The 12,040-nt window shown below is 68.1% G+C and carries 10 protein-coding genes; 4 read left to right on the plus strand and 6 right to left on the minus strand.

The window, feature by feature from the left end:
* The first annotated feature begins 302 nt into the window (after positions 1-302).
* Together HDA44_RS19685 and HDA44_RS19690 are read left to right on the plus strand one after the other, a co-directional pair.
* Positions 303-1,355 (plus strand): hypothetical protein, encoded by a 1,053-nt coding sequence (locus HDA44_RS19685; protein WP_202887445.1) that lies wholly within the window; start codon positions 303-305, stop codon positions 1,353-1,355.
* A gap of 187 nt (positions 1,356-1,542) precedes the next feature.
* Complete coding sequence (locus HDA44_RS19690) at positions 1,543-3,327, plus strand: acetyl/propionyl/methylcrotonyl-CoA carboxylase subunit alpha (RefSeq protein WP_184836520.1); 1,785 nt, start codon at positions 1,543-1,545, stop codon at positions 3,325-3,327.
* A 126-nt stretch (positions 3,328-3,453) separates the two neighbouring features.
* On the opposite strand, the gene HDA44_RS19695 is transcribed toward HDA44_RS19690, so the two are convergent.
* Positions 3,454-3,840: a hypothetical protein gene (locus HDA44_RS19695; RefSeq protein ID WP_184836522.1), complete on the minus strand. Its 387-nt coding sequence runs from the start codon at positions 3,838-3,840 to the stop codon at positions 3,454-3,456.
* A gap of 307 nt (positions 3,841-4,147) precedes the next feature.
* On the opposite strand from HDA44_RS19695, the gene HDA44_RS19700 reads away from it, so the two are divergent.
* Positions 4,148-5,032 carry a peptidylprolyl isomerase gene (locus tag HDA44_RS19700; RefSeq protein WP_184836524.1) on the plus strand — a complete coding sequence of 295 codons (885 nt, stop codon included), beginning with the start codon at positions 4,148-4,150 and terminating at the stop codon, positions 5,030-5,032.
* An 8-nt stretch (positions 5,033-5,040) separates the two neighbouring features.
* On the opposite strand, the gene HDA44_RS19705 is transcribed toward HDA44_RS19700, so the two are convergent.
* The 3 genes from HDA44_RS19705 to HDA44_RS19715 form a co-directional block, all read right to left on the minus strand.
* Positions 5,041-6,204, minus strand: a complete 1,164-nt coding sequence (locus HDA44_RS19705; RefSeq protein WP_184836526.1) for a glycoside hydrolase family 76 protein — start codon at positions 6,202-6,204, stop codon at positions 5,041-5,043.
* A 78-nt stretch (positions 6,205-6,282) separates the two neighbouring features.
* On the minus strand, positions 6,283-7,509 hold the full coding sequence (locus HDA44_RS19710; protein WP_184836528.1) for a SpoIID/LytB domain-containing protein: 1,227 nt from the start codon (positions 7,507-7,509) through the stop codon (positions 6,283-6,285).
* On the minus strand, positions 7,506-8,939 hold the full coding sequence (locus HDA44_RS19715) for a peptidoglycan recognition protein family protein (protein WP_184836530.1): 1,434 nt from the start codon (positions 8,937-8,939) through the stop codon (positions 7,506-7,508). Before HDA44_RS19715 ends, HDA44_RS19710 begins: the two co-directional genes overlap by 4 nt.
* 171 nt (positions 8,940-9,110) lie before the next feature.
* On the opposite strand from HDA44_RS19715, the gene HDA44_RS19720 reads away from it, so the two are divergent.
* Positions 9,111-9,950, plus strand: a complete 840-nt coding sequence (locus HDA44_RS19720; protein WP_184836532.1) for a hypothetical protein — start codon at positions 9,111-9,113, stop codon at positions 9,948-9,950.
* A 63-nt stretch (positions 9,951-10,013) separates the two neighbouring features.
* Here the strand turns inward: HDA44_RS19720 and HDA44_RS19725 are convergent, their stop codons facing one another.
* Together HDA44_RS19725 and HDA44_RS19730 are read right to left on the minus strand one after the other, a co-directional pair.
* Positions 10,014-10,796 (minus strand): hypothetical protein, encoded by a 783-nt coding sequence (locus HDA44_RS19725; RefSeq protein ID WP_337906161.1) that lies wholly within the window; start codon positions 10,794-10,796, stop codon positions 10,014-10,016.
* A gap of 37 nt (positions 10,797-10,833) precedes the next feature.
* Positions 10,834-11,436, minus strand: coding sequence for a hypothetical protein (locus HDA44_RS19730; RefSeq protein ID WP_184836534.1), 603 nt, complete (start codon positions 11,434-11,436; stop codon positions 10,834-10,836).
* Positions 11,437-12,040: the final 604 nt, after the last annotated feature.

The raw sequence follows: 12,040 nt of genomic DNA on the forward strand, positions 1-12,040 counted from the left end.
AAGGGGGTGAGGGCCCAGCCGACGCGAAGGCAGCCGGTGGTGGGGCGCAGGCAGCCGGTGGCGCGAAGGCGGCCGGCGGTGGCACGGAGGCGGCCGGCGGTGGCACGGAGGCGGCCGGCGGTGGCACGGAGGCGGCCGGCGGTGGCACGGAGGCGGCCGGCGGTGGCACGGAGGCGGCCGGCGGTGGCACGGAGGCGGCCGGCGGTGGCACGGAGGCGGCCGGTGGTGGGGCGTTTGGTGCTTGGCGGCGGCGGGTGGGGGTGATGCCGGTGGTTGTGACTGGGGTGTTGGTGGTGGCTGTGGTGGCGACTGTGGTCGTGGTGCGGAGTGGTGGGGACGTGCAGGCGCAGCCGGCACCCGGAGTGGTGACTGTTGGTGGGGTGGTGGGGTCGGAGAAGCGGGGGTTCTTCGCGGACCCCGACGTGCAGGCGGCGCTCGCCAAGCACGGGCTCGCGGTGAAGATCGACACCGCCGGATCGCGTGAGATCGCGACCTCGGTCGACCTCGGCAAGTACGACTTCGCGTTCCCGTCCAGTACGGTCGCGGCCGAGCGCATCCTGCAACCAGCGTCCGGCCGCCCAGCGGTCACCGGCAAGAAGTACGCGGTGTTCTCGTCACCACTCGCGATCGCCACCTTCCAACCGATCGTCGACCTGCTGTCCGCCGCCGGCATCGCCCGGCAGGTGAACGGCACCTGGTACTTCGACGTCCGCAAGTACGTCGACCTGGCGAAGGCCAACTGGCGCTGGACGAACATCCGCGGCAACACCACCTACCCGGTGAACAAGCGGATCCTGATCACCACCACCGACCCGCGCACCTCGAACTCGGCGGCGATGTTCCTGTCGATCGTCAGCTACGTCGCCAACCACGACACCGTCGTCCAGAGCCCGGCGGACGAGCAGAAGGTACTGCCACTGGTCGCGCCGCTGTTCGTGAACCAGGGTTACACCGACAGTTCGAGTGAGGGCCCGTTCGACGACTACCTGGCGCTCGGGATGGGCAAGTCGCCGATGGTGAACATCTACGAAGCACAGTTCGTCGACGCTGCCGTACAGCACAAGCTGAAGCCCGGCATGGTGCTGATGTACCCGTCGCCGACCGTGCAGTCCAAGCACACGCTGATCTCGCTGAACCCGAACGGCGAAAAGCTCGGTGACCTGCTGTCGACCGATCCGGAGTTGCAGGAGCTGGCCGCGAAACACGGTTTCCGTACTGCCGACGAGACCCAGTTCGCGGGCGTCGTCAGCCGGTACCAGGTCCCGGTCGCGAAGGACGTGATCGACGTGGCCGACACGCCTACGTACGACACGCTCGAACGACTGCTCGACGCGGTCTCCAAGTCCTACCGCTGACCCGGGCAGGCGTGCAGTTCGACAGGTAGTGTCCGGCAGCTGGGTAGTGCACCTGAGCGTGAGATCACGCACGTGTACGGCGTCTCGCCGGTGCACTACCTGTCCGGCGGTACGGCAATGTGAGGAACACCCTGTCCTCCTGAGCGGCCGGTTGACCCTAGACTCGGGCCAGCCGAAGGGAGCAGTCGTGTCCGACCGCAAGCAGATCACCAAGGTGCTGGTGGCCAACCGGGGCGAGATCGCCGTCCGGGTGGTCCGGGCCGCCGCCGATGCGGGGCTGGGCAGCGTCGCCGTGTACGCCGACCAGGACCGGGACGCCCTGTTCGTCCGGCTCGCCGACGAGGCGTACGCGCTGGACGGCTCCACCCCGGCCGACACCTACCTGAACATCACGAAGATCCTGGACCTGGCGGCCCGCTCCGGCGCGGACGCCGTCCACCCGGGGTACGGCTTCCTGGCCGAGAACGCCGAGTTCGCCCAGGCCGTACTGGACGCGGGCCTGATCTGGATCGGTCCGCCGCCGTCGGCGATCGACTCGCTCGGCGACAAGGTGAAGGCCCGGCACATCGCCGACAAGGTCGGCGCGCCGCAGGTTCCGGGTACGCCGGACCCGGTCGCCGGCGCGGCCGAGGTGGTCGCGTTCGCCGAACAGTACGGCCTGCCGATCGCGATCAAGGCCGCGTACGGCGGTGGTGGCCGCGGCATGAAGGTGGCCCGGACGATCGCGGAGATCCCGGACCTGTTCGAGTCGGCGACCCGCGAGGCGGTCAGCGCGTTCGGGCGCGGCGAGTGCTTCGTCGAGCGGTACCTGGACCAGCCGCGGCACGTCGAGACGCAGTGCCTGGCCGATGCCCACGGCAACGTTGTGGTGGTGTCGACGCGGGACTGCTCACTGCAGCGCCGGTACCAGAAGCTGGTCGAGGAAGCGCCGGCGCCGTTCCTCACCGACGCGCAACTGGAGACGCTGTACTCGGCGTCGAAGAAGATCCTCCGTGAGGCCGGGTACGTGGGCGCGGGCACGTGTGAGTTCCTGGTCGGGCAGGACGGGATGATCTCGTTCCTCGAGGTGAACACCCGGCTGCAGGTCGAGCACCCGGTGTCCGAGGAGGTCACCGGGCTGGATCTGGTCCGGGAGATGTTCCGGATCGCCCAGGGCGAGGAACTCGGGTACGACGATCCGGTGGTGTCCGGGCATTCGATCGAGTTCCGGATCAACGCCGAGGACGGTGGGCGTGGGTTCCTGCCCGCGCCCGGGACGCTGACGCGGTGGCACGCGCCGTCCGGGCCGGGGATTCGGCTGGACGGTGGGTACGACCAGGGCGAGACGGTGCCGGGCGCGTTCGACTCGCTGGTGGCGAAGCTGATCGTCACCGGGCGGGACCGGACCCAGGCGCTGGAACGGTCCCGGCGGGCACTCCGCGAGTTCGTGGTGGAGGGGATGCCGACCGTGATTCCGTTCCATCAGGCAGTGGTTTCGGATCCGGCGTTCGTCGGGACGGACGGGTTCCGGGTGCACACGCGGTGGATCGAGACCGAGTTCGACAATCAGCTCACGCCGTACGACGGGCCGGTCGCGGAGACGGCCGAGGAGGCCGAGCGGGAGAAGGTGACGGTCGAGGTCGGCGGGAAGCGGCTCGAGGTCGTACTGCCGGCTGGCCTGGGCGCGCTTGCCGGCGCCGCTGGTGGCGGGGCCGGTGGCGCGGCGCGGAAGAAGCCGGCCCGGCGCGCCGGTGGGTCGAAGGGTTCGGCCGCTTCCGGTGACTCGCTGACGTCGCCGATGCAGGGCACGATCGTGAAGATCGCCGTCGAGGAAGGCGCCACGGTCGCCGAGGGCGACCTGATCGTCGTCCTCGAGGCGATGAAGATGGAGCAGCCCCTGAACGCCCACAAGGCAGGAACGGTCACCGGCCTGACCGCCGAAGTAGGCGCCACCGTCTCGGCCGGCGCCCCCATCTGCGAAATCAAGGACTGACCGAAGCGGGGTGCCACGGTCGCGTGGCACCCCGGCTCTTGATCAGTAGCTCTTGGTCAGTAGCTCTTGGTCAGTAGCTCTTGGTCAGTAGCTCTTGGTCAGTAGCTCTTGGTCAGTAGCTCTTGGTCAGTAGCTGAGCGTGCCCTTCACCGAGTAGCCGCCGTTGCCCGACTTCGGGTGCAGCAGCATCACGAAGCACGTCCCCTTGGGTACGTCGGTGGCGAGCTTCTGGGTGGACGCCTGCTTCGTGAAGACATGCCCGTCCCCCAGGTCACGCCCGCTGTCGCACTCCTCGATCAGCACCTCGGTGGCCTTCGGCAACGTACTCAGCTGCAGCGTCACGTCCCCACCCTGCGCAACGTACGCCCCGCCGGTGCTCCAGTCCTTGCTGGTCAACAGATGCGTGTACGGCTGCCCACTCTTGACCGGCGCCGCCTGCGCCGCCAACGGCGAGACCACCAGCGCCGCCCCACCAACCACAACCGCCCCAACCCGCATCCAGCTCTTCATCATCCATCCTCCATTGCATACTCGGTATGTGGATACCGAGTATGCCCGAACGGAGGGTCACCAGTCCAACGCCCTCAGTCCTGCCCACGGTCATTTGAGTGGTTAACCCCCGCGCACGCCCCTTCACCACCCGCCTCCCACCGGTGAAGGGACACGCGCGGGGGTTAACCACTCAAATGGCCCCAAGCCGGGAGTACCTCCAGCCGCGGGGGGGGGCGGCGATTCTCCGCCGCGGCGCGCGGGTTAACAGGTAGTTCTCAGGTTGACGCTGTAAGTTCCGTCCAGGCATTCCGGTGAGGAGGGTTCCTGCATGTCCAAGAAGACCCATCAGCAGCAGTTGGCGGCGCGCAAGGCCAAGCGGCAGGCCGAGCGGGACGCCGAGCACCGCCGGCAGCGGCGGAATCTGGCCATCACCATCACGGCGGTCGCCGCGGTGGTCGTGGTGATCGTCGGGGTCTTCGTGGTGGTGGGGAACGGTGACGGCAACAAGCCGGCCGCGGCGGGGCAGCCGTCGAACACGCCGTCGGCCGCGGACCAGTCGGCAGCCGGGCCGGACAACAAACCGGCCAGCATCCCGACCGCGCTGGCGCCGGCTCCGAAGCGGCCGAAACCGCTGGCGGCCGAGGTGAGCTGCACGTACAAGAAGTCCACCGAACCGGCCAGCAAAAAGGTGAACCTGCCGGCCGACGGGATGACGAAGGCGTCCGGTACGACGAAGGTCAGCATGAACACGTCGATCGGCGATCTTCAACTCACGCTGGACAGTTCGCTCGCACCGTGCGCGGTGAAGAACTTCCTCAGCCTGGTCGGGCAGAAGTACTTCGACAACACCAAGTGCCACCGGTTGACGGTGGGCGAGGGCTTGCAGGTGCTGCAGTGCGGTGACCCGACGGGCACCGGGTCGGGCGGGCCGGGCTACAGCTTCAACGACGAGGTGTTCCCGACGCTGAAGTACGGCCGCGGCACCCTCGCGATGGCGAACGCCGGCGCGAACACCAACGGCAGTCAGTTCTTCATCGTGTACGGGGACGCGTCCGGGTTGACGCCGCAGTACACGGCCTTCGGGACGATCGACGCGCCGAGCCTGAAACTGATCGACAAGGTCGCCGAGGCAGGCGTGACGCCACAGAACGGCCCGCAGGACGGCACGCCGATCATCCCGGTAGACATCAAGACAGCAACCGCTGCCGCCTGAGAACAGGCTCAGGCGAGCAGGTGGTACCTCGAACGCGGCCAGGCGAGTAGGGCGTGTACTTGGGTGATGCCGGACTGCTGGAGCAGTTCGACCGAGCCCTCGTGGAACTTGTAGAGGTTGGTCGACGGGTCCCGCAGGGTGGTCCAGGTGGAGTCGGCGTACGCCTGCATCGCCTTGCGGTACCTGGAATCGGGAGCGACCGAGTCCAGGATCAACAGGTTCTTGAACCAGATCGAGTTGAACGCCGCGCCTTGTTTCGCAAGGATTTCCGGGGTGTTGTAGAACGCCAGCGACGCGTTCGCCACCGACTTCGCGTCCCGCAGGTACTTCGCGTCACCCGTTGCCTTGAACAACAGAACACCGGCCCCGAGCATCACGCCCTGGTTGTAACTCCACTGCGTCTTCTCGACCTTTCCGGCCAGGTCGATGTGGTCCCAGTACAGACCGTTCGGCGCGAGCATGCAGTCCTGCGCCCACTTGTACATCCGCTGCGCCCAGGTCAGGTACGACCGGTCGCGGGTCAGCAGGTACAGATGTGCGCCGAGCTCGGCACCCGGCCCGTTCGAGATCGTGTTCCGGTCCTGGCTCCACGGCGCCTGGGTCCAGTACACGCCGCCGGCGCACGGATGCGACGGGTCCGTGTCCCAGCCGTGCACGACCAGCGCGAAGATGTCCTTGGCGCGGGCGAGCGCGGCGCGATCACCGGTCCGCTTGTACCGCTGGATCAGGTTCAGCCCGATCCACTCGTTGTCGTCGTAGAACTTGTCGCCGCCTTGACCGTTCGGCGGCCGGACGTACGAGTCGTACCCGGTCGGCGTGGTGCCGGCGTTCCAGTAGTACTCGTACGCGGCCAGCCGCCGATCGGCCTCCGCGGCACCGGCCCGGCCCGCGCCCGGTACGCCGGCCAGGTCCTCCGCGGCGATCGCGGCCTGCGAGTACGGCCAGACGTACGAGTACGGGTTGGACTGTGTGTTCGGGTACTCCTCGAGCAGCAGGCCCTTCCCCGCGTCGAAGTACTTGTTGATGGCGTCGTACGACGCGCGCGCCCGCGCTGCCGCGGTCGGGTCGGTCCCCGAACCGGCGTCGGCGGTGGCCACGTTCAGCGTCCCGAGAACGGCGACCGCGAGTGCTCCCGCGGCCAGACGAGTTGATATACCAAATTTCCTGCGCATCGACCTGCTCCTCCTGGGCGGTGGCGGTTGACAGCGATGTCAAGGTTCTAACCGGCCCAGCGATGCGGCGTCAATGGCTCAGCGAGAAGCCGCTTCGTCAACATTAATTGGTATATCAAGTGCGCGCGGCGGGAAGCTGATCCAGCCGGACCGGAGGTGCAGCCGAATCCGTACCTGGTCCGCGCTCAGCACCCGCGTCCCCTTCGAGCCGACGGCCTGGATGGTCAGCGCCCGGCCGCCGCCCGGACCCACGCCGGTCCGCTTCAGCACCCGCAGACTGCGGATCGATCCGACGTCGAACGTCGCCCGCAGGTCGGCCGCGGACCGGGTCACGGTCCAGGTGACGTTCGGGTTCCCGTTCCGCGGGTACGCGTCCCAGCCGTCCGCTTTGAGCAGTTGGTACGGCGCGTCGCCGGGCGCCGTCGCGCCGCCGTTCGAGGACGAGAACTCCGCGATGATCGGCTTCCCGTTGTACAACCGGATCTGGCCGGCGGTGGCCGCGATCGCCTTGTTCGTCGAGGTTTCCTCCGAGTCGTACCCGCCGTACACCTGGCAGGACGTGGTGTCGCACAGGTCGTACGCCCGGCCGGACGCGCGGTTCCGGTGGTACACGGAATAGGTGCGCGCGGCAACGGACTGGGCTTGCAGCGCGGCCGGTTTCCAGCTGGTGATGGCTTCGCGCGGGACGACGCCGCGCAGGTACAGCTCCAGCGGCAACACGTTCACGGTGTCCAGATGGTTGCCGGAAACATCGATCGCGCGAAGGGCGCCGCGATACTTGCGGACGGCACCACTCGGCAGTACCAGGCCGATCACCGGCGCGCCCTCGAACTGCGCCATCCCGGTGAACGTCTTGTAGAGCGTCCACTTCTTCGTCTTCGCGTCGTACGAGCTGAGCCTGGTCCCGTGCTCGCCGTTCGGGTCGATCGACCACTGGTCGCGCGTAGTTGCTCTAGGCAAAGGATAGACCTTGCCGGTGGCAAGCGATCGGACCTGCAGGCCGCTGACCGCGCCGACCCGGACGCCGTCGGTGGTGTCGGCGCTGATCCGGACCCGGATACCGCCGGTCGCCTTCGCGGTCGTCGTGCCCGGGTAGTAGAAGTCCAGGATCTGCTTGACCGACTTGCCGGCGATCGCCGCGCCCTGCGCGCCGTACTGCGACATCCCACGGCCGTGACCGAACCCGCGGCCCGCGATCGTGGTCGCCGGGTCGGCGGTGGCGGCCGGATCGATCTCGCGGGCCTGCGCGGTCGCACTGATCACCGTGGACGACAGGACGACCGCGGCGATCGCACTTTTCCTCATGATGCTCTCCCGTAAACAACGCTGACTTGGCGGCTACCGCGGTCCCAGACGAGCCAGCCGCGCTGGAACTTCTGCCGGGAACCGCCCGGCACCCGGTACGCGTCGGTGATCGGCAGTCCGAGCCGGGCACTGCCCGCGCCGAGCCGCCGGTACCTGGTCCGGAACGCGCCCTCGGTGGAATGCGGGCCGGTGGCAACGGAATGGAAGACGTCCCGGGCGGCGAAGTATGTCGCCCAACCGGTACGCGTCGGATGCTCGCCCCAGAACGGCTGGCCGACGGTCCGGAACCCGATCCTCCGCGCGTACTGGTAGATCGGGGTACTGAAACTGCCGCTCATCAACGTGTTCACGCGCTGCTTGAGCCAGCCGAGTTTGTTGTACAGCTGGGTTCCCGGGCAGTCGGTCGCCTTGGTGTCGCGATGCCCGGACACGGTGTGCAGCCGGCTGCCGTCGAGGACGATCGTCGCCAGCGGCGAGCGGTAGTTCGCATCGAGCTTCCAGGCGATCAGGCGCGCGGTGGACTCCAGCATCACCGGCGGCGGCGCGGCCTTGTCGAAGTTCCCGATCAGCGCGACACCGAACGAGTCGGCATTGAAGGACGCCGTGTGCGCGCCGAGCACCGGCCACTGCGCGCCGCCCGCGCGACCCTCGAAGATCCGGCCGAACCGGTCGATCAGGAAGTTGTAACCGACATCGCACCAGCCGCGGCTCTTCACGTGGTACGCGTAGATCGCGCGCATCATCGCGGCGACCTGCGTACGCGTGTAGTCGTTGCGATCGGCGGTGTGGTGGACGAAGGCCGCCTGGACGGTGGTCGTGTACTTGGGTCGTACGCAGTCCGCGCCGTTGTGCGCGCGGAGCCGCTCGTCGGCACCCCAGCGGCGACGGCTGACCATCAACGGCATCGGGTACGGCGCCCGGCTCGCCTCGGGCCCGATCTCCTGCGACCGCGGTTCGCTCGATTGCGCGGCCAGGTCGTCCTCTGCATCAGTTGCCAATACACCTGGCTGGATCAGGACCACCTTCGCGCCCTCGACCGTCGTACCGGCGGTGGTGACCGCGCTCGCCTCGACCCCGGTGGCGTCCCCGACCCATAACGGTTCGGTACCACCACGCTGGATTCCTTCGGAAACCAATGGATCTGGGCCGTGCCCGTCCTCGACGTGCAGGTCCTGCCAGCCGGTCCACTTGCCGCCGCGCTCGACCCGAACCTTGGCGACCACGCCTTCTGCACCTTCGGGCCAGGTGACGCCGACCATTCCATACGGTTTGGTATGGGCCTGCACGGATGGTCCGTCGAGCGGAATCTCTTGGTACGAAGGGATCTCGCCGGTTTCCGGCGGTGCGGCCGTGGCGGCCGGGGCGTGCGGTGCCGGGACCAGAGCAGCCGCCGTGAGTACGAGCGGGAGCAGTCGCGCGGTCTTGCCCATGAACAGCCTTCCGGCGGGGGACGGACGGACGCTGGGCGGCGCGACTCCTCGATTATGCGTTGCCCAGGACCGCTTTCCCGGCATTTCCGGCCGATCGGTCACCCTGCGTGGCGTCCGCACCTTGAGGGATTGGATAGGCTCGGTCCAAAGAGCCCCCGAGAGAGGCCCGACATGACACTCATCCTGATCATCGCCGTGGTGGTGATCGCGGTTCTGGCGTACCGGTCGTACCGTCGGACCCAGCTGCAGAGCAAGCAGCAGCACGAGATCACCGCTGCCGAGCTGGAGGCGGTGAAACGGACCGCCGACGAGGACATCACCCGGTTCGGCGAGGAACTGCAGGACCTCGACCTGGAGATGGTCGGCAAGGACCTCGGCGACGGCGCGCGGCAGGACTACCAGCGCGCGCTGGACGCCTACGAGTCCGCCAAGCAAGCGGTCGGCGAGGTCACCCAGGCCGACCAGATCAAGCACGTGATCGAGATCCTCGAGGACGGGCGGTACGCCGCGGCCTGCGTGAAGGCCCGGGTGAACGGGGAGCCGCTGCCGCAACGCCGGCCGGCCTGCTTCTTCAACCCGCAGCACGGCCCGTCCGTCGTCGACGTGATGTGGTCACCGCCCAGCGGCGCGCCGCGGGAAGTCCCGGCCTGCGCGGCCGACGCCGAGCGGGTCCGGGCCGGCGCCGAGCCGGACGTCCGCAAGGTCATGGTCGGCCCGCAGCGGGTGCCGTACTGGGAAGCCGGCCCGGCCTACTCGCCGTACGCGCAGGGCCTGTTCGGCGGTCTCGGCGGCGTGATGACCGGCATGTTCATCGGCACGGCGCTCGGCGGCATGTTCGCCGGCGGCGGGTACGGCGACTACGCGGCCGGCTACCAGGACGGGATGGCCGACGGTGGTGACGGCGGCGACGGTGGTGGAGGCGACGGCGGAGACGGCGGCGACGGGGGCAGCGACTTCAACCCGTTCGACGGCGGCGACGGCGGCGGCTTCGACTTCGGCGGCGACTTCTGATTGATTGACCCGTAACTGACGCGGCCCCGGTAACCAGGTGGTTACCGGGGCCTTGTCATGTGGTCACTCGCCGAACAGCGGCGGCTGACCCTCGGCAGTACTGAGGAAGTAGACCGGGTCCTTGAACGTACCCGGGACCTGGCCGAGCCCCTTGATCACGGTGGCCGTTCCGTTGGCGTGACCCACGGCGTACAAGAAGGCCGTGCCGGTGTCCTTGTCGATTGCCGTCAGCAACGTACTTTGCGTACCGCACTTCTCGGCGACCAGCGACTCGAACTTCTGCCAGGTGGACGTCCGTACCTGCTTGACGATCGGCTTCATCGGCGACGTACGCGGAATCCGGATCGTGTACAACGCGCCGCCGCGGGTGTTGGCGAGGAACGTGTCGTAGGTCTGCGTCTCGCTGATCAACGCCATCGTCTTGACCGAGGCGAAGCCGGACGCGACCTCGCGGTGCCCCTTGACCCAGCGGTACAGGTCACCGCTGCCGCCCTTCAGGCCGTACAGCGCGCCGGCCGTCACCGTCGAGCCGGGCGCCTTCTGCCAGAGCGACTCCTCCACCGTGATGAAATTGCCCCAGCCGGAGCCGATCTTCTTCAGGCCCTTCGGGGGTGCGCCGGACAGGTCGGAGTAGAACGCCGAGTAGAGCGTGTCGTTCAGTACGACCAGACCGGTCGAGGTCGAACCGGCCGGTACCTCAAGGGCCGTGGTCCAGGTCGCGCTCGCCTTCGCGATCCCCGGCGTGAACAGGTGCGGCCCCTTGCCGCGCGTCGCGGTCGGCGGCGTGGTGGCGGTCGCCGTCGTACCCGCGAAGTCGCCGGCGGCGGTGATCGATCCGGCGGTCACCCCGCAAGCGGCGGTGGCCGCGGCACCGGCCGTGGTCTTAGTGGTCGCAGTGCCCGCCGTGGTTGTGGTGCCCGCCGTGGTTGTGGTGCCCGCCGTGGTTGTGGTGCCCGCTGTGGTTGTGGTGCGCGCCGTGGTCGTGGCGATCGCCGGGCCGCCTGGCGCGGCGGCCAGGCCGCCGAGCAGCAGCGCCGAGGCCGCGACCGCGGACCCTCGTTTGAGCTTCGATTGCCGTCAGCAACGTGCTCTGCATACCGCACCGCTCGGCCACCAGCGTCTCGAACCCCTGCCAGGTCCCCGCCCGCACCTTCGTCACCGTCGGCTTCAACCGGGTGTCGGCCGGAATGCGGATCGTGTACAGCGCCCCGCCCCGGGTGGTCGCGAGAAAGGTGTCGTAGGTCTTCGTCTCACTGATCAACGTCATCGCCTTCACCGCGGAAAACCCGGCGTACTGACGCGGGTTCTTCCAGCTGGTCCAGCGAAACAGCACGCCGTCGTTCCGCATCCCGTACCGGGCGGTGCGCAACGTACGCCCCGATCCCCAGACGGACTGCTCGACCATCGTGAACTTGTCCCAACCCCCACCAACCGGATTCGGATACACGTACAGCTGGCCGGTCATCTCGTCATACCCGTACGACACTTGGTAAAGCCGCGATCCCAGCACGACGTACGCATCCGTCGCCCCCGCATCCCACCGCCAGGTAGAACTGATCCGCGCCGCCCCCGCCGCAAACAAATGCGCCCCACCCACAACCTTCGAACCAGGCGGCGCCCCCGCCGAGATGTACGTATCAACCACATCGCCCCGCCCCGAAACCCCCTCCAACTGCATCTTGCAAGGCCCCGCAACCCCAGCCCCCACAGCCCGAGGCCCCACCGCCCCCACCGCCCCAGCCCCCACCACAGCCAACACAACAGCCCCGGCCCCCACCAACCCCAATAGACCTTTCACACCACCCCCGATGCACCCCCAACCCCAAAAGTTGCGGCCCGATGATCGACCGGGCACTCCGATCTTGACCTCATCGTCGCTGTCAGTGATAGTCAAGTAACCGGCGAGATTCGACATGAGGAGAAATTTCATGCAAACTCCGCTGACGTCCCCCGACCTGGCCGTACGCTTCTGTTGCAAGGACCCGGGATCGAAGAGTTCAGACGACTGCCCGAGCTTCTACTCGACGAATCAGGGGAGCTGGGTCGTCCAAGGACAGGCACTGGGAGCCGAAGTCGGGGCTCAGCTCAGG

This window comes from Kribbella solani, from assembly GCF_014205295.1.
GTDB lineage: Bacteria > Actinomycetota > Actinomycetes > Propionibacteriales > Kribbellaceae > Kribbella > Kribbella solani.

Coding starts and splice junctions, on each gene's coding strand:
- HDA44_RS19715 (WP_184836530.1), bottom strand. CDS start 8,939: ATGGGCAAGACCGCGCGACTGCTCCCGCTCGTACTCACGGCGGCTGCT.
- HDA44_RS19720 (WP_184836532.1), top strand. CDS start 9,111: ATGACACTCATCCTGATCATCGCCGTGGTGGTGATCGCGGTTCTGGCG.
- HDA44_RS19695 (WP_184836522.1), bottom strand. CDS start 3,840: ATGATGAAGAGCTGGATGCGGGTTGGGGCGGTTGTGGTTGGTGGGGCG.
- HDA44_RS19710 (WP_184836528.1), bottom strand. CDS start 7,509: ATGAGGAAAAGTGCGATCGCCGCGGTCGTCCTGTCGTCCACGGTGATC.
- HDA44_RS19705 (WP_184836526.1), bottom strand. CDS start 6,204: ATGCGCAGGAAATTTGGTATATCAACTCGTCTGGCCGCGGGAGCACTC.
- HDA44_RS19700 (WP_184836524.1), top strand. CDS start 4,148: ATGTCCAAGAAGACCCATCAGCAGCAGTTGGCGGCGCGCAAGGCCAAG.